Origin of the sequence: Variovorax sp. PDC80, from assembly GCF_900115375.1 — a bacterium.
Classification (GTDB): domain Bacteria; phylum Pseudomonadota; class Gammaproteobacteria; order Burkholderiales; family Burkholderiaceae_C; genus Variovorax.
Genome location: NZ_FOWG01000018.1, coordinates 118435 through 143035, shown reverse-complemented (window position 1 = coordinate 143035; position 24601 = coordinate 118435). Strand labels below are relative to the sequence as shown.

The following is a 24601-nucleotide window of genomic DNA, read 5'->3' as shown; positions in this document are numbered from 1 at the left end:
CGCCCTCTGCGTTCGGCTGTCCGCTTCCGCTTTGGTCAGTCGATCTGCCGCTGCCAGGCGGCGAACACGCCCGCCGCGAGCGCGACCACCGCGATCGCCGTGAAGCCGTCGAGCGAGGCCATGAAGGTGGCCTGCTGCTCGAGCGTGCGCCACAGGGTGCCGAGCGCCATCGCATGCGCCTCGCCTGCCGCATGGCCGGGCGCCGCGAAATGCCGCGTCAGCCCCTCGAGCGCCTGCATGAAGCCCGCGTTGCCGGCGTTGGCCGATTCGGCGAGCCGGGTTTCGTGCAGCGCGAGCCGGTGCTGCTGCAGCGCGATCACGCTCGAGGTGGCGAAGGAGATCGCGAGCTGCCGCACCAGGTTCTTGAGCCGGTAGCCGTGCGCGAAGTCCTCGGCCGCGAAGGGCCGGAAGGTGAGGTTCGCGACCGGCAGCACCACGAACAGCATCAGCAGGCCGCGCAGCAGCAGCGGTCCGACCAGCGCCTCGCGCCCCGACTGCGGCGTGACGCGCGCGAGCCAGGCGGAAGCCAGCGCGGCGATCGCGAAGCCCGCGACGATCAGCCACTTCTTGTGCGCGAGGCGCGCCGAGTAGCGCAGGTAGACGAACACCAGCAGCCCGGTGGCGAGCGACATCGCGCCCGTGAAGTAGCCGGTGTTGCCCACGCTGAAGCCGAGCCCGCCTTCCATCAGCCGCGGCAGCAGGTAGCTGAAGCCGGTCGACAGGTAGTAGTAGACGACGTAGAGCGCGAGCCCGACGCGAAAGCCCGGCTGCCGCAGCGCATGCAGCCGCACCAGCGGCGCGGGATGGTGCCACTGGTGCCAGCCGAACCACGCGAGCCCCGCGAGGCCGGCCAGCGCCAGCCCCACGAGCGCGGGCGAACCGGTGAACAGCTCGAAGTGGGTGCGCGTGAGCACCACCTGCAGCGCCGCCTGCGCCAGCGCGAACACCAGGTAGGGCGCATGGTGCGGCGCGGTGCGCTCGTGCGGCTCGACGTCGCCGAGGTCGGGCAGCGCCCACAGCACCAGCAGGCCGATCAGCACCGCCGCCGGCACGGTGCAGCCGAACAGCCAGCGCCAGTCGAAGTTCGAGACCAAGAAGGCACCGGCCACCGGCGCCAGCGCGCCGCCGAAGACGATCAGCACCATGAAGGCCTTGAGCGCCTTGGCGCGGCGCTCGGCCGGCATGCCGATCTGGATCAGGATGCGGCAGGCGCCGAGCATCGGCCCCACGAAGTAGCCCTGCACGCCGCGCGCCAGCGCGAGCTGGGTGGAACTGTCGGACCAGGCTGCGCCGAGGCCGCCCGCGGCGAAGGCGAACATGCACAGCGCGAGGTAGCGGCGGTAGCCGAGCCGCTCGATCCACGCATGCTGCTGCAGGATGCCGAGCACCGCGCCCAGCGCGTAGGCGCTCGAGGCCCACACCAGTTCGTCGGGCGAGGCGTTGACGCCGCCCGCGATGTAGCTCGCGAAGAACGCGAACAGCGCGTTGTCGAAGTAGTCGACCGCCGTGACCAGCCCGATCGCCCAGGGCATCCACGCCACGGCCGAGAGGCCGCGCGGATGCCGGGCGAGGGCCGGTGCGGTCATGACGCAGGGCGCTCCGCGCGCCGCTGCGCGAGGGCCTCCTCCAGCGGTTCGCCGGCCAGGCGGCGTTCGACGTAGTCGAGGTCGCGGCGCAGCTGGGCCTGCAGGGCCGCGGCTTCCTTGAGCTCGCGGCGCACCTGGGCCATGCGCGTGTCGAGCGTGGCGAGCTGCGCCCCCAGCGTTTCGCGCAGCGACTTGAGCGAGGCATTCGACAGCCGCGGCCGGCCGCCTTCGGCCGGCGCCTCCATCGGCTGGCGCAGCATCTCGGTGATGGTGGTGAGCGAGAAGCCCAGCGAGCGCATGCGCAGCACGCGCGCGAGCCGCTCGAGGTCGGCCGGCTCGTAGAGCCGGTAGCGGCCCTCGCTGCGCACCGGCACCACGATGCCCAGTTCCTCGTAGTACTTGAGCGTGCGCGGCGTCACGCCGAGCTGCGCCGCGGCATCGCGAACGGTGAGGGACTTGGGCGGGGGGGCCGGGGAGCTCATGGGGCGATTCTACTCCAACGTGTACGTTCACGTACATGTTTAGGCCGGCACGGCCATGTCCTCCGAGGTGCAGGCTGTCGCCGAATGGCTTTAAGCTCGGGCCCATGAGCAGCATCAACCCCCGCACCTACGAATCCACTCCCGCGCAGACGGTGGCCTTCCTGGGCCTCGGCGTCATGGGCGGGCCGATGGCCGGCCACCTGGCCAAGGCCGGCCACAGCGTCACGGTCTACAACCGCACCGAAGCCAAGGCCCGGGCCTGGGTCGACGAGTTCGGCGCCCCCGGCCGCCATGCGGCCACGCCGCGCGAAGCGGTGGCCGGCGCCACCCTCGTGTTCTGCTGCGTCGGCAACGACGACGACCTGCGCTCGGTGGTGCTCGGCGACGACGGCGCCTTCGCCGGCATGGCGAAGGGCGCGGTCTTCGTCGACCACACGACCGCCTCGGCCGACGTGGCGCGCGAGCTCTCCAAGGCCGCGCTCGAACGCGGCCTGCAGTTCATCGACGCACCGGTGTCGGGCGGCCAGGCCGGCGCCCAGAACGGCGCGCTCACCGTGATGTGCGGCGGCGACGCGGCCGCCTTCGATCGCATCAAGCCGGTGGCCGCGGCCTTCGCGCGCGCGGTCACGCTGCTCGGCGAGAGCGGCGCGGGCCAGCTCGCGAAGATGGTCAACCAGATCGCGATCGCGGGCCTGGTGCAGGGCTTGTCGGAGGCCATCGCCTTCGGCCAGCGCGCGGGACTCGACATGCAGGCGGTGCTCGAGGTCATCGGCAAGGGCGCCGCCCAGAGCTGGCAGATGGACAACCGCGGCAAGACCATGATCGCGGGCAAGTTCGACTTCGGCTTCGCGGTCGACTGGATGCGCAAGGACCTGGGCCTGGTGCTCGACGAGGCCAAGCGCAACGGCGCGCGCGTGCCCGTGACCGCGCTGGTCGACCAGTTCTATGCCGACGTGCAGCAGTCGGGCGGCCAGCGCTGGGACACCTCGAGCCTGATCACGCGGCTGAAGTAGCCAGCCCTCCGCTCCCCCGGAAACGAACAAGGCCCCGTCGAGGGGCCTTGTTCGTTGGTGGGCGAAAGGACTTCAGCGGATCGGGCTGGTCGTCACGCCACCGGCCGGCGCGGGCGCCGGTGCCGACGAAGACGGCAGCGGCTCCATCGGCGGCAGCGGCACGCGCGACGAGGTGCCGGGCTGCGGCTGCGAGGCCGGCACCACGGGCGCGGGCGCGGAAACACCGGTGCCGCCGCGCTGCGCGCCGGTCAGGTCGGCCTCGCTCACGATCTCGACCACGCGCACCACCTTCTGCACGCCGGTCACGCTGCGCACCACCTCGGTCGCGCGGTCGGTCTCGCGGCGCGTGGCGATGCCCATCAGGTAGACCGTGCCGCGCTCGGTCACGACCTTGAAGGAGTTGGCGAAGATGTCCTTGGCGTCGAGCAGCGAGGCCTTGACCTTGCCGGTGACGTAGAGGTCGTTGGAACGGTCCTGGAAGGTGCTGGGCGTGCCCAGCGTGAGTTCGTTGACCACCGAGCGCACGTTCTCGGCGCCGCGCACCACGTCCTCGACGCGGCGGCGGTCGGCCTCGTTGCCCACCGCGCCGGTCAAGAGCACCTGGCGGTTGTAGCTGGTCACGCTGACGTACATCTGGTCGTTGGCGATGTCGCGCACGCGGGCCGCGGCGCGCAGCTCGATGCCCTGGTCGTCGAGCTGGGCGCCCGAGCTGCGGCGGTCGGTCGCCACCATGCCCACGCCCACCGCCGCCGCGCCGCCGACCACCAGCGGCACGCAGGCCGAGAGGCCCGCGACCAATGCCGCGCCCGAGGCGAGTGCGAGAACGAGGCGGTGCATGGCGCGAGGCGTCGAGGCGGTCTTCTGCATGTGTGATTTCCCTGGAATGGAGGTGCGAGATGGGCGCTGCCGCTAGGCCCTGGCCCGGGTTCGCGGCGAGTTTAGCCCAGCGGATTTGCCGCTCCGTTACGGCTTGTTGGTAGAAATGAAGACGGCCGCGGAGTTCCCGAGGGAACGCCGCGGCCCGCGCCGGATGCGGCCGCCGCCGCTTCTTCAGTTCGTCTTCAGCTCAGGGCTTCGCGAGCGACAGCAGGAACACCTGCTGCGTCGGATCGCGCTGCAGCCGCTGCGCATTGCGCGTGCTGGCGAACGCCACCTGGCCGCCCGCGGTCACGGGCCAGGTGTTGTTGCCGCGGGCCATCAGCAGAGTGCCGGGCTCCCAGCCGCTGTCGGGGCGGAACACCGCGGTCATCACGCGCCAGCGCCAGTCGGCCGAGCGCGAGTCGTACCAGACCGCGCGCACCGCGCCGTCGGCATCGACGCCCAGGCGCGGCCGCTCGCTCATGGTCTTGTCGTCGGCGCCGACCACCACCGGCGCCGCGAAGGACTTGCCGCCGTCGCCCGAGACCGCGGCGCGCACCGAGAGGTTGCGCCCGCTCGCGGCGAGCTCCTTGCTCTCCCAGACCGCGACCAGCTCGCCCTTGGCGCCGAACGCGATCTGCGGATGGCGGTCGGCGCGGTCCGAGGTGCCGATCTCGGCCGGCTTCGCGGCCCAGGCGCCACCGGCTTCGCGCACCAGCACCTGCACCTGCCAGTCGTCGGGCGTGGTGCCCTCGCCGTAGCTCGCGGCGCCGGTCCACAGCGGATCCTTGTCGCTGCGGTCGTCCTGCCAGGCCACGGCGACGCGGCCGTCGGCCGCCACCGCCACCGAGGGCAGCACCGAGGCCGGATAGCGCGGGGTGCGCGTGTCGCTGGCGATGCCCGGATCGGTCACCTTGCCGGCGGCCGACAGGTTGCGCGGCTGAACGTCGGTGCCGATCTCCTGCGCCATGATGTCGAAGGCCTGATGGGCCGCGATCTCCTGCCATGCGAGCACGGGCTTGCCGCCGGCCGACAGCGCGATCGCCGGATGCTCGGCGCGTCCCTCGACCGCGCGCACGTTCACGGTGGCGTCCCAGTTGGCGCCGCCGTCGGCCGAATGCCGCAGCTTGATCTCGGGCCGGTGCGGCACCTGCACCGCGTCTTCCTCCCAGGCCACCCAGACCTCGTTGCCGCGCGCGGCCACGCGCGGAAAGCGCGCCTGGCCCTGGCCGCTGAGCGTGCGGCCCGCGTCGCGCCACACGCCCTTGGCATCGCGCTGGCGATAGACCACGGTGCTGCTCGAGGCGCCATGCAGCTCGGCCACGAAGTGCAGCGCGCCGTCGGCGACCGCGATGTCGGGGAAGCCCGCGAAGCCGCCGCGCGCACCCGCCACGCGCAGCGCGCCGTCCTCGGTGCCGGCATCGGCGGGAATCGGCGTCGCGGGCTTGGCCTCGACTGGCGCGGGCGAGACGAAGATCGGCGACACGGTGGCCTTGACCTCGTCGACCGACACCGGCGCCCAGGGCTGGGGCGTGCTCATGCCGCGCACCTCGGCGCGGTACCAGTCGGGCTTGTCGCCGGCAGCGATGTCGACGATGAAGCTCTCGGCATCGGTCTTGGGCTTGAAGCTCTTGAGCGGGCCGGCGCTCTTGCCGGGCGCGCGGTAGACGAACACGTCCAGGCCCGCGGCGCGGCGCACGTCGATGCGCAGGTGGCCGGCGGTGCCGGCCGGCACGAACACCTCGTCGCCGCCGATCGCGGTGTAGCCGCCGCCGCGCAGGTCGGTGGCGATCGAGACGAAGGGGCCGTTCGGGTCGTACGAGAGGCTGGTGTGGCCGCGCTGCAGCGCCTGCACGATGGCGCGCTCGTTGTAGGCCCTGGACAGCAGCTGCGTGGCCGGCATGCCGGGGTTCGAGATCGGATAGACCGTGCCCTCGCCGTCCCACAGCTCGCGCATGTGGCTGTCGCTCGCGCCCGCGATGCCGAAGCGGAAGCCCGCGTTCCACAGCTTCTCGGCATAGGCGTCGGCCAGCACGGTCTCGGGGCTCGGCGTGCCGTTCCAGGTCTCGACCAGGTCCACGCCCTGCACGTTGGCATAGGCATTGAACGAGCCGTCGGCATTGGTCTCGCCGTCGTTCGGGTGCGCCACGGTCCAGTTCGCGCCCTGGCTGTGCGCGTCCCAGATCGACTGCTGCAGGTGCGTGAAAGGCTGGCGGTCGGCGCGCGCGGCGCCCTGCACGATCGAATCGACGCCGCCCTGCACCGTCGCGTGCGGGCTGCCGTTGGCTTCCTCGCCGCGCACCAGCAGCAGCGAGGGCGACTCCCAGTTCCAGTCGTAGTGCTGGTCGTAGGTGCGGTGGTCGGTCAGCGGCATGAACTCCAGGCCCATGCGCGTGCCCTGCCCGATCTGGTCGGCGATGCCGGTGTTGCCCGGGCCCTTGTCGTCGTTGAGCTGGCGCGCCGCGCTGCCGTCGGACGAGTGGTCGTCGTGCACGTGCGTGTCGCCCTTGAGCCAGGTGCCGGCGGGGATCGACGGCGCGGCCTGGGTGAACTTCGCGGCGATGCGCTGCGCGGCCTTCACGGTCACGACGCAGCGCGTGTCGCCGCTCTCGCACGAGGTGCCCTGCCAGCCCGCGAACACGAAGCCGTGCGCGGGCGTGGCGTTGAGCGTGACGGTGCTGCCTTCGGCGTAGTCGGCGCTGGCGCCGGTGCAGCTGCCGGGGCCGCAGGCCAGCCTGGCGTCGAGCGATTCGACGTCGCCGCTGCCCTCGACCGCGAGCGACAGCGCGAAGCTCGCGGGCTGCGTGCCGCCGTCCTGGCCGTTGTCGCCTTGCGCGGGGCCGCCGCCCGAGGGCGGCGCGAAGCCGAAGAAGCCGCCGCCACCGCTGCCGCCGCCGCAGGCACTCAGTGCCAGCACGCAGACGGCGCTCAGGGTGGCCAGCGCGGCGCGTGGTGTGCGACGCCTGGAAGGGGCCGATGACAGCCTGCCGCGGACCGCGGGCAGGGAGGGGAAGTTCGGGAGTTTCATGGGGGGCGGCGCGCCGGAGAGTTGAGGAGCGAGCGCGCTCGGCCGCGATGCTAGGAAGCCGCCATGTCAATCACATGAACTTTGTTCAACATATTTATGAAATCGTTCTGAGAAAAACTCAGACCCCGGCGCAGCGAAACGCATACCCCGCGCGCCGGGGAGCGTCGTGCGTGAAGGGTTCAGCTCGACGGCGACAGCACGTCGCTGTCCGGATCGCCGAGCAGTTGCGCGTCCACGCCGTCGCACAGGCAATGCAGCGCGAGCAGGTGTATCTCGTGGATGCGCGCGCCGCGCTCGTGCGGCACGCTGATCTGCACGTCGGTCTCGCGCAGCGCGCGGCCGATCACGCCGCCGGTGCCGGGCGCGGCCGAGGCGCCCGCGTTGGCATTGCCGAGCAGCGCCACCACGGTCATGTCGCGCTCGTGCGCGGCATGCACCGCCGCGAGCACCGGGGCCGACTGGCCGCTGACGCTGAGCGCGAGCAGCACGTCGCCGGCCTGGCCGAGCGCTCGCACCTGGCGCGCGAAGCGATCGCCATCGACGGCATTCGCGCCGTCGGCTGCGGGATCGGTGCTGTCGCCGGGCAATGCGATGGCCGCGAGCTCGGGCCGCTCGCGCTCGAAGCGGCCGACGAACTGCGACGCGAACTGCGTGGCCAGCAGGCCCGACACGCCCGACCCGCAGGCCAGCACCTTGCCGCCGCTGGTCACGCACGCCAGGATCGCCTGCATCGCCTGCGAAATGGGTTTGCTCAGAATCGGGCCGGCCTGGTACTTGAGGTCGGCGCTGTCGATGAAGTGCTGCTGAATCCGTTGCTCGAGCATGGGGCGGGATGATAACTGCGGGGATGCAGCGAAAGACCCCGCGCTGTGATCCGCCCTACACCTTCGCGCATCGCGCGCCGCTCAGCCCGCGTCGAAAGCCGCGCGCAACCACGTGATGCGCTCCTCGACCAGCACCACGTCGAAGCGGCACGGCGGCGGCTCGCGCAGGCGGGCGAGATAGTGGCGCGCCGCGAACACGATGCGCCGCTGCTTGGCCGCCGTGATGCTGCCGGCCGCGCCGCCATGGCCGGTGGAACTGCGCTGGCGCACCTCGACGAACACCAGCGTGCGGTCGCGCGGATCGCGCATGATCAGGTCGATCTCGCCGCCGCCGCGGCCCGGCGTCCGATAATTGCGCGCGACCAGCTGCAGCCCCGCGCGCTCCAGGTGCGCCAGTGCGGCGTCCTCGGCCGCGTCGCCGCGGCCCTTGGTCGTGACGGCCGACGCCGTCGTCGTGGTCTTCATGACCGCTCCCTGTTCCCGTTTGTTCTTGTGTCGACGTCCCTCGGAGAAAAGCGCTTGGCCTCACTCGCACCCGCCTCTTTCGGTGCCGCCCTCGGGGCCGCGCGCGACGCCGCCGGTGCGCAGCATTATCCGCAGGGCACCCTCTACGTGGTCGCCACGCCGATCGGCAACCTGGCCGACATCACGCTGCGCGCGCTGCACGTGCTGCAACTGGTCGACGCCGTCGCCTGCGAGGACACGCGCCACACCCAGAGCCTGCTGCGCGCCTACGGCATCGACCGCCCCGGCGCGCAATTGCTCGCGCTGCACCAGCACAACGAGGCCGAGGCCGCGCAGGCCGTGGTCGCGCGGCTCGCGCAGGGCGAGCGCATCGCCTACGTCAGCGACGCCGGCACGCCGGGCGTGAGCGACCCCGGCGCGCGGCTGGTGGCCGCGGTGCATGCCGCCGGCCTGCGCGCGCTGCCGCTGCCGGGCGCCAGCAGCGTCACCACGCTGGTCGGCGCGGCCGGGCTGGTGTCCGATGGCGGTGGCGACAGCGCGAGCAGCGCCTTCGTGTTCGCGGGCTTCCTGCCGAGCAAGGCCGGCGAGCGCGACAGCGCCGTGCAGGCGCTCGCGCAAGAACCGCGCGCCGTGGTGCTGCTCGAGGCCCCGCACCGCATCGAGCCGCTGGCGCGCGCGCTGGCCGTGCTCGGCGAGCGCCGCGTCACCGTGGGCCGCGAGCTCACCAAGCAGTTCGAGGAGATCGCGACGCTGGCGGCCAGTGCCCTGCCCGGCTGGTTCGCGGCCGAGCGCGACCGCACGCGCGGCGAGTTCGCGCTGGTGCTGCACCCGGTGGCGGTGGCAGCCGACGATGGCGCCGAGGGCGAGCGCGTGCTGCGCCTGCTGCTGGCCGAGCTGCCGGTGAAGACCGCCGTGAAGCTCGCGGCCGAGATCACGGGCGCGCCGCGCAACACGCTCTACGACGCGGCGCTGCGGATCCGCAACGCGTCGGACGAAGACGCCGACTAGGGCCTGTTAACACTATTCAAGGGGTCGCGAAGCTCGCCAAAGCCCGCCCATCAAGGCGCGCGACGACGCGTGTGCGTGCGCACACGCTAGGAGCGCAACGCCGAGGGGCGGGCTTTGGCGAGCTTCCCTCCGGGTTGCCCCGCAAAGAGGCCGTCTGCGGCGTTGCCCGCGCTTGCAAGGCATCAGCCTTGCTGCGCGCGGGCGCCTTGCATCCAGCCCCTTTGCGGGGCAACGCGACCCCTTGAATAGTGTTAACAGGCCCTAAGCGCGCTTCTTGAACAGCGCCGAGGCCCCGCTCGCCGTGGCCACCTCGGCCGCCGCCTGCATCAGCGTGGGCCCGAGCGTCTCCATGCGCTGCGCCGTCAGCCGCACCGCGGGACCGGCGATGGTGATGACGCCGATCGCCGGGCCGGACGGACCGAAGACCGGTGCCGCCATCGCGGTCATGCCGGGCGCGAACACCTCGTTGATCAGGCTGAAGCCACGCTGGCGCGCCGCCTTCACGTAGACCATCACGGCCTTGAGCGTGGTCGGCGCCTTGGGGCCGAAGTCCTCGGGCTTGCCCAGGCCCTTCTTCGCGACCAGCGCCATCGCGTCGTCCTCGGGCAGGGTCGAGAGCCAGGCATGGCCGGCCGCGCTGCACGACAGCGCCACCGACAGGCCCATGTCCGGGTCGTAGCGCAGGCCGTGGGTCGCGCCCTGCGCCTTGGCCACGAAGGTGAGCTCGTCGCCGTCGACCACCGCGAGGCGCACCAGCTCGCCCGAGGCCTTGGCGAGCTGGTCGAGCAGCGGCTGCGCGACGTCGACCACGCCCGAGTTGCTGAGGAACGAGAGGCCGATCGACACCAGCTTGATGGTCAGCACGTAGTGGCCGTCGCGCTGCTCCTGCCGCACGTAGCCGTAGCGGATCAGCTCCGTCAGCAGGCGGTGCGAGGCGCTCAGCGGGATCTGCAGATCGCCCGCCAGCAGGGACAGGGGCACGCCCTCGGGATGGGACGCCAGATATTCCAGCACCCTGAAGCTGCGTCCCAGCATTTCGCTCATGTCAGTACTCCCGGTTCACGTCGCGGACCGATGGCGACAGGCGCACTCTAGCAGATGAAGGGAAGGGATTTCCATAGTGGAAAGATTTTCCGATTCAACACAGAATTCCTCCCATCGCATCGGCCATGCCGCCTTCCGTCCTTCCCTGGAGCCCACCCGTGAAACTTCTTCGCACCTTCGCCCTCGCCAGCCTCTGCATCGGCCTCGCCGCGCCCGCCCTGGCGCAGCAGGAACGCACCATCCGCTTCGGCCACCTCAACAACACCGACCATCCGGTGAGCCTGGGCGTGAAGCGCTTCGCCGAGCTGCTGGCGGCCAAGAGCGGCGGCAAGATGAAGGTGCAGGAGTACCCGGCCAACCAGCTCGGCAACGAGATGCAGCAGCAGTCGGCGCTGCAGGGCGGCGTGCAGCAGATGTCGGCGCCCGCGACCACCTCGCTCGCGGGCATCGTCAAGGAGTTCGGCCTGGTCGACTTCCCGTTCGCGGTCGCCAGCTTCGAGCAGGCCGACCAGCTGCTCGACGGACCGCTGGGCCAGGCGCTGATCGCCAAGCTGCCCGAGAAGGGCCTGGTGGCGCTCGGCTACTGGGACCTGGGCTTTCGCAACGTGACCAACAGCAAGCACCCGATCACCAGGGCCGAGGACCTGCAGGGCCTGAAGATCCGCGTGATCCCGAACCCGGTGTTCCTCGACACCTTCAAGGCCTTCAAGGCCAACCCGGTGCCGATGCCCTTCGCCGAGCTCTACGGCGCGCTCGAGTCGAAGGCGGTCGACGGCCAGGAGAACCCGTTCGCCGTGATCCTGTCGAACAAGTTCTACGAGGTGCAGAAGTTCGTGAGCGCGACCAACCACGTGTACGCGGCCAACATCGTGCTCGTGAGCAAGAAGTTCTGGGACCAGCTCTCGCCCACCGAGCAGAAGTGGATGCGCGAGGCCGCCGACGAGGCGCGGGGCTACCAGCGCCAGGCCAGCCGTACCGCGGCGCAGAAGGCCGTGGGCGAGCTGCAGGCCAAGGGCGCGCAGTTCAACGAGGTGGCGCCGAAGGAGCAGGTGCGCATGCGCGAGATCGCGCAGCCGGTGATCGACAAGTTCGCGGCCCAGTACGACCCGGCCACGGTCAAGCTCTACAACGACGAGCTCGCGCGCATCCGCGGCGCCAAGCAGTGAGCGCACGGCAACCGCGAGCATCCACCATGAAGTTCCTCGTCCTGCACGGCCCCAACCTCAACCTCTTCGGCCGCCGCGAGCCGCACATCTACGGCCGCACCACCCTGGCCGAGATCGACGCGCGCATCGACAAGCTCGCGCACGAGCTCGACATCACGGTGGCGACGATCCAGTCGAACCACGAAGGCGCGCTGGTCGACTTCCTGCACCAGCACATCGACGAGGCACAGGGCGCGCTGGTCAACCCCGCGGGCCTCACGCAGCACGGCGTGCCGCTGCACGACGCGATCAAGGCCATGCCGTTCCCGACCATCGAGGTCCACATGTCGAACATCGCGGCGCGCGAGGCCTGGCGCGCGCACTCGATCATCTCGCCGGCCGTGCGCGGCACGGTGCAGGGGCTCGGGCCGCAGTCCTATCTCGCGGCGCTGCGCGCGCTGGTCGAGATCGTGCGCGACGGCAAGCAGTGAGCCCGCGCGTGCGCCGTTGCACGGCGCACGCCCACCGACTGGATTGAAGAGGACGACATGAATCGATGGATCGATCGCGCCTGCCGCGTGGTGGAGGCGCTGATCGCGACCTTCCTGGCCGTGATGGTGGTGCTGGTGTTCGGCAACGTGGTGCTGCGCTACGGCCTCAACTCGGGCATCACCGTGTCCGAGGAGGTCTCGCGCTGGCTGTTCATCTGGATCACCTTCCTGGGTGCGCTGGTGGCGCTGCGCGAGCATGCCCACCTCGGCGTGGACATGGTGGTCGGCAAGCTGCCGCCGCTGGGCCGCAAGCTGTGCCTCGGTGCCAGCCACCTGCTGATGCTCTACATCCTGTGGCTGCTGTTCCAGGGCAGCCTGGCGCAGACGCGGATCAACTGGGACGTGGAGGCGCCGGTCACGGGCGCCTCGATGGCCGTGGTCTATGCCTCGGGCCTGGTGTTCTCGGTGCTGGCCGCGGCGCTGCTGCTGATCGAGCTGCTGCGCCTGCTCACGGGCCAACTGGCCGACGACCAGCTGGTGGCGATCCAGGAATCGGAAGAAGCCGCCGCGCTCGCGCAGGTGCTCGAGGCCGAACGGGAGCGCCGCGCATGACGATCGCCGTCTTCCTCGGATCGCTGCTGCTGGCCATGGCGATCGGCATGCCGATCGCCTTCGCGCTGCTGGCCAGCGGCGTGGCGCTGATGTGGCAGCTCGACCTGTTCGATGCCCAGATCCTGGCGCAGAACCTGATCGGCGGCGCCGACAGCTTCCCGCTGCTGGCCGTGCCCTTCTTCATGCTCGCGGGCGAGATCATGAACGCGGGCGGCCTGTCGCGCCGCATCGTCGCGCTGGCGCTCGCGCTGGTGGGCCATGTGCGCGGCGGCCTGGGCTACGTGACCATCATGGCCGGCTGCCTGCTGTCGGCGCTGTCGGGCTCGGCCGTGGCCGACGCGGCGGCGCTGACCGCGCTGCTGCTGCCGATGATGGTCTCGGCCGGCCACGACCGCGCCCGCGCGGGCGGGCTGATCGCGGCCACCGGCGTCATCGGCCCGGTGATCCCGCCGAGCATCGGGCTGGTGATCTTCGGCGTGGCGGCCAACGTCTCGATCTCCAAGCTCTTCCTCGCGGCGATCGTGCCCGGCCTGCTGATCGGCGGCGCGCTGTGGGTGACCTGGGCCTGGCTGGTGCGGCACGAGAAGATCGAGCCGCCGCCGCGCCAGTCCGGCCGCCAGATCGTCGCGGCCGCGCGCGAGGCCGGCTGGGCGCTGCTGCTGCCGGTGATCATCCTGGTGGGCCTGCGCATGGGCGTGTTCACGCCCACCGAGGCGGCCGTGGTGGCCGCCGTCTACGCGCTCTTCGTGGCCACCGTGGTCTACCGCGAGCTGCGCTTTCCCGATCTCTACAAGATCTTCGTGAGCGCCGCCAAGACCAGCGCGGTCGTGATGTTCCTGATCGCCGCCGCGATGGTCAGCGCCTGGCTGATCACGGTGGCCGACCTGCCCGCCAAGGTGGTCGCGCTGCTCGAGCCCTTCATGGGCAACAAGATCGTGCTGATGATCGCGATCATGCTGCTGGTAATGGCGGTGGGCACGGCGATGGACATGACGCCGACCATCCTGATCCTCACGCCGGTGCTGATGCCGGTGGTGGTGGCGGCCGGCATCGACCCGGTCTACTTCGGCGTGATGTTCATCATCAACAACTCGATCGGGCTGATCACGCCGCCGGTGGGCGTGGTGCTCAACGTGGTGGCGGGCGTGGGCCGCATGCGCATGGACGAGGTCACGCGCGGCGTGCTGCCCTTCATGGTGGCGGAGTTCGCGATCATGTTCCTCATGGTGCTGTTCCCGCAGCTGGTGACGGTGCCCGCGAAATGGTTCGGCGGCTGATGCGCGCGCCCGCCCTCCTCCCTGCGCGCTGCCGGCTGCGCGCGCTGTGCGCCGCGCTCGCGCTGCTCGCCCCGCTGGCCGCGTCGGCACAGGATCCGGCGCGCGACGTGCTGCCCGAGCAGCTGCAGCCGCGCGCCTTCGTCGGGCCCACCGGCCTGGTGCGGCTGGGCCCGCGCGTGCTGTTCTCGGCCTTCCACGTGGCCACCGGGCAGGAGCTCTGGAGCAGCGACGGCACCACTGCCGGCACCGTGCTGCTGAAGGACATCCGCCCCGGCTTTCGCGGCGCCTTCCCGAGCTGGCAGACGCGCTTCGGCGCGCATGTCTACTTCACCGCCACCGACGGCGCGCACGGCCTCGAGCTATGGCGCAGCGACGGCACCGCGCGCGGCACGCAGCGCGTGACCGACCTGAACCCCGGCGAGGCCGACGCCATGCCGGCCGAACTGACGGCCTGGCGCGATGCGCTGTACTTCGTCGCCAACGACGGCCGCCACGGCTTCCAGCTCTGGAAGACCGGCGGCGATGCACGCAGCACGCAACGCGTGTCCTCGGTCGACGCGGGGCCGGGCGCGGTGGTGCGCCAGCTCACCCCGGCCGGCCCGCGGCTGTTCTTCACCGCCACCAGCCGCGCCCATGGCCACGAGCTCTGGGTCAGCGAGGGCACGCCCCAGAGCACGCGGCTGGTGAAGGACATCCGCCCCGGCGCGGAGGACAGCAACCTCGAGAACCTGGTGGCGATCGGCGACCGGCTCTGGTTCACCGCGAGCGATGGCCAACATGGCATCGAGCTCTGGACCAGCGACGGCAGCGAGGCCGGCACGCGCATGGTCAAGGACATCCGGCCCGGCGAGGGCGCGTCGCGGCCCGCGCATCTCACGGCCGTGGGCGGCACGCTCTACTTCGCGGCCGAGGACGGCACGCATGGCATCGAGCTCTGGCGCAGCGACGGCACCGAGGCCGGCACGCGGCTGGTGAAGGACCTGCGGCCCGGCGCCGCGAGCTCGGTGCCCGGCCCGCTCGCGGCTTTCGGCGGCCGGCTCTACTTCGCCGCCACCGACGGCGAGACGGGTGCCGAACTCTGGACCAGCGATGGCAGCGCGGCCGGTACCCGGCGCGTGAAGGACCTGGGGCCGGGACCCGGCAGCGGCTCGCCCGCGCGCTTCGCGCAGGCCGGCGGCCGGCTGTGGTTCTCGGCGAACGACGGCGTGCACGGCGTGGAGCCCTGGTCCACCGATGGCAGCGCGGCCGGCACGCGGCTCGCGGCCGATGTCGCGCCCGGACCGCGCCACGCGATGCCGCTGGGCTTCGTCGCGCTCGGCGACGCAGTGCTGTTCGTGGCCGACGACGGCCTCGGCAACGAGCGCCTGTGGTCACGCAGCACGAAGGGCGGCGCGCGCCGCGCCACGCTGATCGGCGATCCGCTGCGCGAGCGGCTGCGCTGAACCGCCCCGGCTCCTTTCCTGCACCAACGAAAAAGGCCCCGGTTCGCACCGGGGCCTTCGTTCGTTGCGCCGCGCTCAGCGCGCGGCGATGTACATCGTGATCTCGAAACCGAACCGCAGGTCCACGAACGCGGGCTTGCTCCAGGTCATCGCTTTGCTCCTTTCTAGGTTGGGGGGAAATGAGGAAGAGGAACGCCCGCAGGCTCAGTACACGACGATCTTGCCGGTCGGTCGCGCGCTGTGGCAGTCGTTGTAGAAGTACTCGCCGGGCGTGTCGAAGCGATGCTGCGCCGACTGGCCCGGTGCGAGCTTGAAGTCGAAGCGGCCCTCGAAGAACTGCGTGGCGCAGTGCTGGTTGGCATTGCCGGCGGGGTTGGTGAAGGTCACGGTGGTGTTCGCGGGCACGCGCATCCAGGTCGGCGTCATCGCGTTGACCGCGGTGCTCTCGCTGGCGCCGGGCGCGTTGGCCGCGGTCTGCACGCGCGCGAGGAACACAGTGTTGGGCGTGGGCAGCGCCGCGCCTTCCACCGCCTGGCCCGACACCGGCCGGCGCACCTCGGGCGGCTTCGGCGTGGCCGCCGGCGCCACCGTGCCGCCGACCTTGAAGGCCCAGAGGTAGTCGCCGCGCGGCGCCGAGTCGCCGTAGGGAATGCTGGTGCCGCCCGCATAGACCGCGATGTATTGCTCGCCGTCGACCTCGTAGGCCACCGGGCTCGCGGCGATGGCCGCGCCGGTCTGGAAACGCCACAGCTCGCTGCCGTCGCCCGCGTCGAGCGCGAGCAGGTTGCCGTCGGGCTGGCCGATGAACAGCAGGTCGGCGGCCGTGCTCAGGATGCCGTTGCCGTGCGCCAGCGAATAGGGCATGGGCTTCTTCCACTTGACCAGGTTGGTGCCGGGATCGACCGCCACCACCGCGCCCGTCATGTAGGTGCCCGGCGGGCGCAGGCCGTTGCTCGACTCGGTCAGCGAGTGCGCGGCCGAGACGTAGCCCATGCCGGTGTAGACCAGGCCGGTGCGCGGGCTGAAGGACTGGTGGTTCCAGTTGGCGCCGCCGCCATGGCCCGGGATCGACAGCAGCGGCACGTCCCAGTGCGCGTCGTAGAGGCAGCCCTTGAGGTAGTTGGGCACGGCGCGGTTCGGGTCGCCGGGGATCGCGGTGCCCAGCGGCTGGTCGACGATGCAGGTCTCGGTCCAGGCACCCTGGCGCGGGAAGGGCTGGGTCGGCCAGCTCGCCTGGCGGGCGTCCTGCTTGACCGGCATCTCGTCGATGCCCAGCGGCGCGCTGCCGTCCTTGCGGTCGAGGATGTAGTACATGCCGGTCTTGCTGCCGTAGATCACGACCTTGCGCTCCTGGCCCGCGATCCTCACGTTGGCCAGCACGGGCGACATCACGTTGTCCATGTCCCAGATGTCGTGGTGCACCGACTGGAAGTGCCACTTGTACTCGCCGGTCTTGAGGTCGAGCGCGACGATCGAGTTGGCGAACAGGTTCAGGCCCGGCCGCGTGGAGCCGTTCTGCGAGGAGCCGCCGCGCACGTTGCCGAAGGTCCAGTAGACGAGCCCCAGCTCGGGATCGACCGCGGGGTGAATCCACGGCGTGGCGCCGGTGCGGTCCGACTCGGGCGCGCCGCCCCAGGTGTCGTAGCCGCGCTCGCCCACGCGCGGCACGCCCCAGAAGGTGGAGAGCACCTTGCCGGTGGCCGCGTCGGCCGAGAAGGCGGCGCCGCGGTTGCCGTCGTTGGTGCCCACGTAGAGGCGCTTGTCGTGATAGACCAGCGCCACCTTCTGCACCGCGCCCTGATAGTCGGCGTCGGTGGCGCTGCTCGGGTACTGCTTGATCCAGACCGGCTTGCCGGTGTTCGTGTCGAGCGCCACCAGCCGGTTGCCCGTGGCCACGGTGTAGACCAGGCCCAGGTCCTTCGCGACCGCCGCGCCGCGGCGCGTGATCGCGCCGTAGGGCGTGGTCCATTTCCACTTGGTGACGCCGGTCTTGCCGTCGACCGCGATCAGGTTGCCGAGCGCCGACTCGATGTAGATCACGCCGTCGACCACCACCGTGGTGCTCTGGCTGTTGCCGGTATTGGTGCCGCCCTCGATACGGTTGAGCCAGGCGCCGCCGAGCTGGCCGACGCGCGCCTTGTCGATCTTCGCGAGGCTCGAGTAGTTCTGGTTGCCGAGGTTGCCGCCCACCTTGGGGAAGTCGCGGTCGCCCGCGGTGCAGCAGTCGGCCAGTTCGGCGGCCGAGGGGCCGGCCGCGGGCGGTGCCGGCGGCGGGGCCGGCGGGTTGGGTGCCAGCGGGGGCGCCGAGAACCAGGGAAAGGCGCCGCCGCCCGAGTCGCCGCCGCCGCAGCCGGAAAGCAGCAGGGGCGCGCCGATCGCGCCGCAGGCGAGCAGCGTCGCTGCCAGTGATGTGAGTCGCATGGTGAAGATCTCCGCTCCGAAGGAAGGGTTGTCCGCGATGGGAAGAGGAAGGCGGCGCGCAGCACCGCGCGCACGGCGCCGGGGCGCCGTGCGGGCCGCGAGGCCGCTGGGGTCAGCTCAGGTGCAGAAGGGCGTCAGGCCCATGGCCGACTTCACGCCCTGCACCACCAGCTTCTGGAACTGGTCCGCGCCGGGCCCGGTCGAGCTGGCGCTGAACGAGTGGTCGTTGTGGCCCAGCGTGCTGAGCCAGGCGCGGCCGCCGTCGTAGTACTGGCACCAGGCCACGGGATGGAAGTCCGCATGGCCCGGATGCGGCGGCGAGGTCAGCGGCTTGAGCGTGGAGGTGTCGACCTTGGCGAGGAACTTCACGTTGGTCGGAAACGGCGCGAGGTTGTACCACTCGTCCTGGAAGGTGAAGCGCTTGGGCAGGTCCACGGTGGAGGGGTCGTCGGCAATGATCTCGACGTCGCCCGAGCGGTTGGGCCCGTGGTTGTAGAAGTTGGCGTTGCCCAGCAGGCCTTCGTAATAGGGCCAGTTGTATTCGGCGCCGAAGGCGTTGTGCAGCCCGACGAAGCCGCCGCCGCGGCGCATGTAGTTGCGCAGCGCCGTGCGCGCGGCGTCGTTGCTGGTCGCGACCGAGCCGTTCCACAGCGTGTCGCGGTTCGAGCTCGCGAAGATCACGGCCTTGTAGTTGTTGATGCGGCTGCCGAGCACCGCCACGTCCTCGGTCCAGTCGGCCGTGATGCCCGCGTCCTTGAGCATGCGCACCAGGCCGGCCTGCATCACGTTGTCGGGGTTCATGACCGGGTTGAGGCCCGTGCCCATCGGCGTGCCGAGGTTGGCGTGGCGCGGTCCGGCGGTGCGCGAGTAGATCAGCACGCGGTCGGGCGTGGTGGCGAAGGCGCCCCAGTCGTTGTAGCACTTGGGGTCGGTGCCGCGGCAGACGTTGTAGTAGGTGTCGAAGCTGGTGTCGGGCGCCTCGGCCACGGGATCGGTGGGACGGTCGTCCACCGGTTCTTCGGGCGCGGCGGGCGGTGGTGGCGGCGCCACCGCGACCGGCACGAAGCCGGCACCGCCGCCACTGCCGCCGCCACAGGCGGTCAGGACCAGGGCGAGCGCCGCGCTCGACACGAGGCCGAGGGTCAGGGAATGAGCTGGTTTCACGAAGTCTCCTACTTGTAGTCGTGGCCGGGGCCGCGCGGACGCGCCCTGCCGGGATGGCTCGGCTGCTTCCGGTGGCCGGGGAAGCAGCCGACGAAGCACCAAGGAATGCCGGCCTCAGACGGGAAAGCGGGAAAGCGGCGCCCTGCCTCGACCGGGTGCAGCAGGCCGTCCTCCCTCGGCGAGCGAAGGAAGCTGCGGTTGCGACGGCGGAAGCAGGTGCGCGAAAAAAGCGCGGGGGCGCGGGCGAACGCTCAGGACGGCGCGTTCGGCACGCGCCGCAGATCGGACACGGACAACGGGCGAGGCAGTGGCACGGATCGTCTCCAGGGCTGAAAGCGCAGGGCCAGAGGGCCCGGCTGCGGACGATCATAAGCAGAATTGGAAAGTATTTCCACTATAGAAATCCCTTCCTTTTTCGGCCTCGCGCTTTTCCCAGGCTGGACGGCGCAAAGAAAAAGGGCCGATCGCGCATGGCGATCGGCCCTTGGCCGGCTGGCGGGAGGCGGCGAGAGGCAAGCCCTCGCCGCGCTGTCCGGTCAGAACGGAATGTCGTCATCCATGTCGTCGAAGCCCGACGAGGACTTGGCCGGTGCCTGGCGCGGTGCGGGCGCCGGTGCGCGCGGCGCGGCGGCCGGCGCGCGTGCCGGTGCGGGGGCGTAACCGCCACCACCACCCCCGCCGCCATTGCCTTGCGAATAACCGCCGTCGTCGTAGCCGCCGCCCGCCGGGGCGCCCTGGCCCTGGCGGCTGCCGAGCATCTGCATCTGGTCGACGCGGATGTCGGTGGCGTACTTCTCGACGCCGTCCTTGTCGGTGTACTTGCGCGTGCGGATCTGGCCTTCGACGTAGATCTGCGAGCCCTTGCGCAGGTACTGCGCGGCGATTTCCGCCAGGCGGCCGTTGAACACGAGACGGTGCCACTCGGTGGCTTCGCGCATCTCGCCGCTTTGCTTGTCCTTCCACTTGTCGGTGGTCGCGAGGGTCGCGTTGCAGACCTGGTCGCCGCTCGGGAAGGTACGGGTTTCGGGATCGCGGCCGAGGTTGCCGACGAGGATGACTTTGTTGACCGATGCCATGTGCGCTGCCCCTGATGAATGCGTAAGAGGAGGTTTGAAGGAAAAAGAAGGACACGCATTGTGCCCGATGGGCCGGACGACGCGGCCTCCGCTGGCACGGCGGCCGGATACCGCGCGGCAGAATGGCGGGCTGGACCGATGAATCACGAGCCCGACTTCCTGCAGAACCTGCGCGCCGAGTTTTCGGGCTGGCGCCTGTGGATCGACCGCGCCATCGTGCTCGGCTACGCGGTGCTCGCGGGCCTGTTCGTGGTCGGCTTTACGCACGCGGCCGAATGGGCCTTCGCGCTGTTCGAGGGCCTGTTCCGGCGCCATCCCTGGGCCGTGCTGCTGTGGACGCCGGCGCTCACGGCCGCCATCGTCTGGGCCACGCGGCGCTGGTTTCCGGGCGCGGCGGGCTCGGGCATCCCGCAGATCAAGGCCGCGCTCGATCCCGATCTGCCCTCCGAGCGGCGCGGCCTGTTCGCCTCGCTGCGGCTGACGCTGGCCAAGATCGGGCTCGGCGCCGCGGGCTTCGCCGCCGGCCTGTCGGTGGGGCGCGAAGGGCCCTCGGTGCAGGTGGCGGCCGGCGTGATGCAGCACGCGAAACGCTGGCTGTCGCCCGGCAGCACCATCGACATGCGCGCGCTGCTGGTGGCCGGCGGCGCGGCCGGCATCGCGGCCGCGTTCAACGCGCCGCTCGCGGGCGTGGTATTCGCCATCGAGGAGCTGTCGGGCCGGCTCGAGGCACGCGCCAGCGGCGTGATCATCACCGGCATCGTGCTCGCCGGCCTGGTGGCGGTGTCGGCCTTCGGCAACCTCAGCTATTTCGGCGTGATCCGCGTGCCGCACCTGGACTGGAGCCTGCTCGGCCCGGGCCTGGCAGTGGCGCTGCTCAGCGGCGTGGCGGGCGGGCTGTTCGCGCGCCTGCTGATCGCCTCGCTGACCGGCGCGCCGCAGCGCCTGAACCACTGGCGCCGGCGCTATCCGGTGCGCTTCGCGGCCGCCTGCGGGCTGGCCGTGGCCGTCATCGGGCTGGCCACGGGCGGCGTCACCTACGGCGCGGGCTCGGAAGCGGTCAAGCGGATGCTGCATGGCGAGGCCCCGCTCTCGCCGCTCTACACGCTGCTGAAGTTCATCGCCACCTGGCTCACGGCCTGGAGCGGCGCGCCCGGCGGCATCTTCGCGCCCTCGCTGTCGATCGGCGCCGGCATCGGCGACGCCATCGCGCGGCTCGCGAGCCCCGAGTTCGGGCCGGCGCTGATCGCGCTCGGCATGGCCGGCTTCCTGGCCGCGGTCACGCAGGCGCCGCTGACGGCCTTCATCATCGTGATGGAGATGGTCGACGGCCATGCCATGGTGCTGAGCCTGATGGCCTCGGCCATGCTCGCGAGCCTGGTCTCGCGCATGATCAGCCGGCCGCTCTACGAGACGCTGGCCGAGCACATGGTGGGCGTGGCGACCGGGCGGCTCGCGGCGCAGCCGCAGGAGCCCGTCGCCCGCGAAGAACCGCCCCGCTCGCCATGACATCCCGGGCGGTCTATCATGTCCGGTTGCCCTCGGACGATCGCCCCTTGAATTCAAAAGCCACCGAAGACACTGCGCAAGCAGAAGCTGAACGCGAAAGCGAGCGCGACGCCCAACGCGAAGCGTACCTGGGCGCCGTGCTCGCCCAGCAGCGCATCAGCATCCGCGGCGCGCGCACCCACAACCTCAAGAACGTCGACCTCGACATCCCGCGCAACAAGCTGGTGGTGATCACCGGCCTGTCGGGCTCGGGCAAGTCGAGCCTGGCCTTCGACACGCTCTATGCCGAGGGCCAGCGGCGCTACGTCGAGAGCCTGTCGGCCTATGCGCGGCAGTTCCTGCAGCTGATGGACAAGCCCGACGTCGACGTGATCGAGGGCCTGTCGCCCGCGATCAGCATCGAGCAGAAGGCCACCAGCCACAACCCGCGCTCCACCGTGGGCACGGTGACCGAGATCCACGACTACCTGCGCCTGCTCTATGCGCGCGCCGGCACGCCCTTCTGCCCCGACCACCACCTGCCGCTGCAGGCGCAGACCGTCTCGCAGATGGTCGATGCGACGCTGGGCCTGGGCGAGGAGCCGCGGCTGATGATCCTCGCGCCGGTGGCGCGCGAAAAGAAGGGCGAGTTCGTCGAGCTGTTCGCCGAGATGCAGGCCGCGGGCTACATCCGCTTTCGCGTCGACGGCCAGACCTACGAATACAACGACCTGCCCAAGCTCAAGAAGACCGAGAAGCACGACATCGACGTGGTGATCGACCGGCTGCGCGCGCGCCCCGACATGCAGCAGCGCCTGGCCGAGAGCTTCGAGGCCGCGCTGCGCCTGGCCGAGGGCCGCGCGCTGGTGCTCGAACTCGGTGGCGAGGGCCAGCCCGATCGCGAGCACCTGTTCAACGCCAAGTTCTCCTGCCCGATCTGCCACTACTCGCTGGCCGAGCTCGAGCCACGGCTGTTCTCGTTCAACTCGCCCGTGGGCGCCTGCCCGAGCTGCGACGGCCTGGGCCACAGCGAGGTGTTCGACGCGGCACGCGTGGTGGCCTTCCCCTCGCTGTCGCTGGCCAGCGGCGCGATCAAGGGCTGGGACCGCCGCAACGGCTACTACTTCAGCATGATCGAAAGCGTCGCGAAGCACTACAAGTTCGACGTCGACGCGCCCTTCGAATCGCTGCCGGCCTCGGTGCAGCAGGTGCTGCTGCACGGCTCCGCGGGCGAGGAGATCAAGTTCAACTACACCATGGAGTCGGGCAACTTCGCGGGCAAGAAGCTCACGAAGAAGCATCCCTTCGAGGGGATCATCCCGAACATGGCGCGGCGCTACCGCGAGACCGACTCGGTGATGGTGCGCGAGGACCTCGCGCGCTACCGCAGCTTCCAGCCCTGCCCCGAATGCGGCGGCTCGCGGCTGCGGCGCGAGGCGCGCAACGTGTTCCTGGTCGACGAGTCGGCACGCCCGGCCGATGGCGGCGAGCCGCCGCGCATGGCGATCTTCGAACTCAGCCGCCTGACCCTGCGCGACAGCCTCTCGTGGTTCCAGCGCCTGCAGCTGCGCGGCGCCAAGGCCGAGATCGCCGACAAGGTGGTGCGCGAGATCGGCCTGCGCCTCAAGTTCCTCAACGACGTGGGCCTCAACTACCTGAGCCTGGACCGCAGCGCCGAGACGCTGTCGGGCGGCGAGGCGCAGCGCATCCGCCTCGCCTCGCAGATCGGCTCGGGCCTGACCGGCGTGATGTACGTGCTCGACGAGCCCAGCATCGGCCTGCACCAGCGCGACAACGACCGCCTGATCGGCACCCTCAAGCATCTGCGCGACATCGGCAACAGCGTGATCGTGGTCGAGCACGACGAGGACATGATCCACGCCGCCGACCACGTGATCGACATGGGCCCGGGCGCCGGCGTGCACGGCGGCCGCGTGATGGCGCAGGGCAGCTTCGCGCAGGTGGCGGCCAACCCCGAGTCGCTGACCGGCCAGTACCTGTCGGGCGCGAAGAAGATCGAGGTGCCGAAGCGCCGCACGCCGTGGCTGCCGGTGGTGAAGAAGGAAGTGCCCGCCGAGCCGCGCAAGGCCTCGCGCTTTCCGCAGAGCCCCGCGGCCGAGCGCCGCGCCGCGCGCGAGGCCGCGCACCTCGCCTCGCAGACCGCGCTGCAGGAGATCCGCGTGGTCGGCGCCAGCGGCAACAACCTCAAGAACGTGAGCGTGGCCTTTCCGGTCGGCCTGCTGACCTGCGTCACCGGCGTCTCGGGCTCGGGCAAGTCCACGCTGGTCAACGACACGCTCTACAGCGCCGTCGCGCGCACCCTCTACCGCGCCCACGAGGAGCCCGCGCCGCACGAGGCGGTCGAAGGCATCGAATACTTCGACAAGGTCATCAACGTCGACCAGAGCCCGATCGGCCGCACGCCGCGCAGCAACCCGGCCACCTACACGGGCCTGTTCACGCCGATCCGCGAGCTGATGGCCGAGACCAACACCGCGCGCGAGCGCGGCTACGGGCCCGGCCGCTTCAGCTTCAACGTGGCGGGCGGGCGCTGCGAGGCCTGCCAGGGCGACGGCGTGGTGAAGGTCGAGATGCACTTCCTGCCCGACGTCTACGTGCCCTGCGAGGTCTGCCATGGCCAGCGCTACAACCGCGAGACGCTCGAGGTCCAGTACAAGGGTCGCAACATCGCGCAGATCCTCGACATGACGGTCGAGGTCGCGCACGAGTTCCTGAAGGCCGTACCGACCATCGAGCGCAAGCTGCGCACCCTGCTCGACGTGGGCCTCAGCTACATCAAGCTCGGCCAGTCGGCCACCACCCTGTCGGGCGGCGAGGCGCAGCGCGTGAAGCTTGCGCTCGAGCTCAGCAAGCGCGACACCGGCCGCACGCTCTACATCCTCGACGAGCCGACCACCGGCCTGCACTTCGCCGACATCGAGCTGCTGCTCAAGGTGCTGCACCAGTTGCGCGACGCGGGCAACACCATCGTCGTGATCGAGCACAACCTCGACGTCATCAAGACCGCCGACTGGCTGATCGACATGGGGCCCGAGGGCGGCGCCGGCGGCGGCACGGTGGTGGGCGCGGGCACGCCGGAGGACCTGGCGGGGAACGAGGCGAGCCATACGGGGCACTACCTCAAGCGGCTGCTGCCGGGTTGATACGAAGGGCTCCAGG

General features: G+C 70.9%; 20 protein-coding genes. 9 read left to right on the top strand and 11 right to left on the bottom strand.

The window, feature by feature from the left end; translation table 11 throughout:
* Nucleotides 1-35: 35 nt before the first annotated feature.
* Together BM109_RS36805 and BM109_RS36800 are read right to left on the bottom strand one after the other, a co-directional pair.
* Entirely contained in the window at nucleotides 36-1586 is a 1551-nt protein-coding gene (locus BM109_RS36805; protein WP_093354391.1) for an MFS transporter, read from the bottom strand.
* Complete coding sequence (locus BM109_RS36800) at nucleotides 1583-2068, bottom strand: MerR family transcriptional regulator (RefSeq protein WP_093354388.1); 486 nt, start codon at nucleotides 2066-2068, stop codon at nucleotides 1583-1585. The genes BM109_RS36805 and BM109_RS36800 overlap by 4 nt, the downstream gene beginning before the upstream one ends.
* A gap of 104 nt (nucleotides 2069-2172) precedes the next feature.
* On the opposite strand from BM109_RS36800, the gene BM109_RS36795 reads away from it, so the two are divergent.
* The gene (locus BM109_RS36795) at nucleotides 2173-3081 is read left to right on the top strand and encodes an NAD(P)-dependent oxidoreductase (RefSeq protein WP_093354386.1); all 909 of its coding nucleotides are present in this window, start codon (nucleotides 2173-2175) and stop codon (nucleotides 3079-3081) included.
* A gap of 72 nt (nucleotides 3082-3153) precedes the next feature.
* Here BM109_RS36795 and BM109_RS36790 read toward each other — a convergent pair whose 3' ends face one another.
* From BM109_RS36790 to BM109_RS36775, 4 genes are all read right to left on the bottom strand, one after another.
* Nucleotides 3154-3948: a BON domain-containing protein gene (locus tag BM109_RS36790; RefSeq protein WP_256223022.1), complete on the bottom strand. Its 795-nt coding sequence runs from the start codon at nucleotides 3946-3948 to the stop codon at nucleotides 3154-3156.
* 199 nt (nucleotides 3949-4147) lie between these two features.
* A complete protein-coding gene (locus BM109_RS36785; protein ID WP_093354383.1) occupies nucleotides 4148-6967 on the bottom strand; it encodes a CehA/McbA family metallohydrolase in 2820 nt (939 codons plus the stop codon).
* A gap of 179 nt (nucleotides 6968-7146) precedes the next feature.
* The gene (locus BM109_RS36780) at nucleotides 7147-7791 is read right to left on the bottom strand and encodes an SIS domain-containing protein (RefSeq protein ID WP_057594006.1); all 645 of its coding nucleotides are present in this window, start codon (nucleotides 7789-7791) and stop codon (nucleotides 7147-7149) included.
* Between the two features lie 81 nt (nucleotides 7792-7872).
* Nucleotides 7873-8256 (bottom strand): YraN family protein, encoded by a 384-nt coding sequence (locus BM109_RS36775; RefSeq protein WP_093354381.1) that lies wholly within the window; start codon nucleotides 8254-8256, stop codon nucleotides 7873-7875.
* A gap of 54 nt (nucleotides 8257-8310) precedes the next feature.
* On the opposite strand from BM109_RS36775, the gene rsmI reads away from it, so the two are divergent.
* Nucleotides 8311-9264: a 16S rRNA (cytidine(1402)-2'-O)-methyltransferase gene (gene rsmI, locus BM109_RS36770; protein ID WP_093354378.1), complete on the top strand. Its 954-nt coding sequence runs from the start codon at nucleotides 8311-8313 to the stop codon at nucleotides 9262-9264.
* Between the two features lie 261 nt (nucleotides 9265-9525).
* Here rsmI and BM109_RS36765 read toward each other — a convergent pair whose 3' ends face one another.
* Complete coding sequence (locus tag BM109_RS36765) at nucleotides 9526-10308, bottom strand: IclR family transcriptional regulator (RefSeq protein ID WP_093354375.1); 783 nt, start codon at nucleotides 10306-10308, stop codon at nucleotides 9526-9528.
* Nucleotides 10309-10466: 158 nt separating this feature from the next.
* On the opposite strand from BM109_RS36765, the gene BM109_RS36760 reads away from it, so the two are divergent.
* The 5 genes from BM109_RS36760 to BM109_RS36740 are packed head-to-tail and all read left to right on the top strand — an operon-like array spanning nucleotide 10467 to nucleotide 15275.
* A complete protein-coding gene (locus BM109_RS36760) occupies nucleotides 10467-11474 on the top strand; it encodes a TRAP transporter substrate-binding protein (RefSeq protein ID WP_218159448.1) in 1008 nt (335 codons plus the stop codon).
* Between the two features lie 26 nt (nucleotides 11475-11500).
* Nucleotides 11501-11944: a type II 3-dehydroquinate dehydratase gene (locus BM109_RS36755; protein ID WP_093354370.1), complete on the top strand. Its 444-nt coding sequence runs from the start codon at nucleotides 11501-11503 to the stop codon at nucleotides 11942-11944.
* A gap of 57 nt (nucleotides 11945-12001) precedes the next feature.
* On the top strand, nucleotides 12002-12556 hold the full coding sequence (locus BM109_RS36750) for a TRAP transporter small permease (protein ID WP_093354368.1): 555 nt from the start codon (nucleotides 12002-12004) through the stop codon (nucleotides 12554-12556).
* Nucleotides 12553-13833, top strand: a complete 1281-nt coding sequence (locus BM109_RS36745) for a TRAP transporter large permease (RefSeq protein WP_093354365.1) — start codon at nucleotides 12553-12555, stop codon at nucleotides 13831-13833. Before BM109_RS36750 ends, BM109_RS36745 begins: the two co-directional genes overlap by 4 nt.
* On the top strand, nucleotides 13833-15275 hold the full coding sequence (locus tag BM109_RS36740; protein WP_093354478.1) for an ELWxxDGT repeat protein: 1443 nt from the start codon (nucleotides 13833-13835) through the stop codon (nucleotides 15273-15275). The genes BM109_RS36745 and BM109_RS36740 overlap by 1 nt, the downstream gene beginning before the upstream one ends.
* A 75-nt stretch (nucleotides 15276-15350) precedes the next feature.
* Here the strand turns inward: BM109_RS36740 and pqqA are convergent, their stop codons facing one another.
* The 4 genes from pqqA to ssb form a co-directional block, all read right to left on the bottom strand.
* A complete protein-coding gene (gene pqqA / locus BM109_RS41850) occupies nucleotides 15351-15425 on the bottom strand; it encodes a pyrroloquinoline quinone precursor peptide PqqA (protein WP_093354476.1) in 75 nt (24 codons plus the stop codon).
* A gap of 54 nt (nucleotides 15426-15479) precedes the next feature.
* Nucleotides 15480-17696, bottom strand: a complete 2217-nt coding sequence (locus tag BM109_RS36730) for an outer membrane protein assembly factor BamB family protein (protein WP_093354362.1) — start codon at nucleotides 17694-17696, stop codon at nucleotides 15480-15482.
* A gap of 117 nt (nucleotides 17697-17813) precedes the next feature.
* The gene (locus BM109_RS36725; protein ID WP_256223021.1) at nucleotides 17814-18860 is read right to left on the bottom strand and encodes a ThuA domain-containing protein; all 1047 of its coding nucleotides are present in this window, start codon (nucleotides 18858-18860) and stop codon (nucleotides 17814-17816) included.
* A gap of 536 nt (nucleotides 18861-19396) precedes the next feature.
* Complete coding sequence (gene ssb / locus BM109_RS36720) at nucleotides 19397-19936, bottom strand: single-stranded DNA-binding protein (RefSeq protein ID WP_093354360.1); 540 nt, start codon at nucleotides 19934-19936, stop codon at nucleotides 19397-19399.
* Between the two features lie 138 nt (nucleotides 19937-20074).
* Between ssb and BM109_RS36715 the strand changes: the two genes are divergently transcribed.
* On the top strand, nucleotides 20075-21442 hold the full coding sequence (locus tag BM109_RS36715) for a chloride channel protein (protein WP_093354358.1): 1368 nt from the start codon (nucleotides 20075-20077) through the stop codon (nucleotides 21440-21442).
* Nucleotides 21439-24585: an excinuclease ABC subunit UvrA gene (uvrA, locus tag BM109_RS36710; RefSeq protein WP_256223020.1), complete on the top strand. Its 3147-nt coding sequence runs from the start codon at nucleotides 21439-21441 to the stop codon at nucleotides 24583-24585. Before BM109_RS36715 ends, uvrA begins: the two co-directional genes overlap by 4 nt.
* The last annotated feature ends 16 nt before the right edge of the window (nucleotides 24586-24601 follow it).

Coding starts and splice junctions, on each gene's coding strand:
- BM109_RS36795 (WP_093354386.1), top strand. CDS start 2,173: ATGAGCAGCATCAACCCCCGCACCTACGAATCCACTCCCGCGCAGACG.
- BM109_RS36785 (WP_093354383.1), bottom strand. CDS start 6,967: ATGAAACTCCCGAACTTCCCCTCCCTGCCCGCGGTCCGCGGCAGGCTG.
- BM109_RS36780 (WP_057594006.1), bottom strand. CDS start 7,791: ATGCTCGAGCAACGGATTCAGCAGCACTTCATCGACAGCGCCGACCTC.
- ssb (WP_093354360.1), bottom strand. CDS start 19,936: ATGGCATCGGTCAACAAAGTCATCCTCGTCGGCAACCTCGGCCGCGAT.
- BM109_RS36765 (WP_093354375.1), bottom strand. CDS start 10,308: ATGAGCGAAATGCTGGGACGCAGCTTCAGGGTGCTGGAATATCTGGCG.
- BM109_RS36715 (WP_093354358.1), top strand. CDS start 20,075: ATGAATCACGAGCCCGACTTCCTGCAGAACCTGCGCGCCGAGTTTTCG.
- BM109_RS36740 (WP_093354478.1), top strand. CDS start 13,833: ATGCGCGCGCCCGCCCTCCTCCCTGCGCGCTGCCGGCTGCGCGCGCTG.
- BM109_RS36755 (WP_093354370.1), top strand. CDS start 11,501: ATGAAGTTCCTCGTCCTGCACGGCCCCAACCTCAACCTCTTCGGCCGC.
- BM109_RS36750 (WP_093354368.1), top strand. CDS start 12,002: ATGAATCGATGGATCGATCGCGCCTGCCGCGTGGTGGAGGCGCTGATC.
- BM109_RS36775 (WP_093354381.1), bottom strand. CDS start 8,256: ATGAAGACCACGACGACGGCGTCGGCCGTCACGACCAAGGGCCGCGGC.
- BM109_RS36790 (WP_256223022.1), bottom strand. CDS start 3,948: ATGCAGAAGACCGCCTCGACGCCTCGCGCCATGCACCGCCTCGTTCTC.
- uvrA (WP_256223020.1), top strand. CDS start 21,439: ATGACATCCCGGGCGGTCTATCATGTCCGGTTGCCCTCGGACGATCGC.
- BM109_RS36745 (WP_093354365.1), top strand. CDS start 12,553: ATGACGATCGCCGTCTTCCTCGGATCGCTGCTGCTGGCCATGGCGATC.
- BM109_RS36805 (WP_093354391.1), bottom strand. CDS start 1,586: ATGACCGCACCGGCCCTCGCCCGGCATCCGCGCGGCCTCTCGGCCGTG.
- BM109_RS36730 (WP_093354362.1), bottom strand. CDS start 17,696: ATGCGACTCACATCACTGGCAGCGACGCTGCTCGCCTGCGGCGCGATC.
- BM109_RS36800 (WP_093354388.1), bottom strand. CDS start 2,068: ATGAGCTCCCCGGCCCCCCCGCCCAAGTCCCTCACCGTTCGCGATGCC.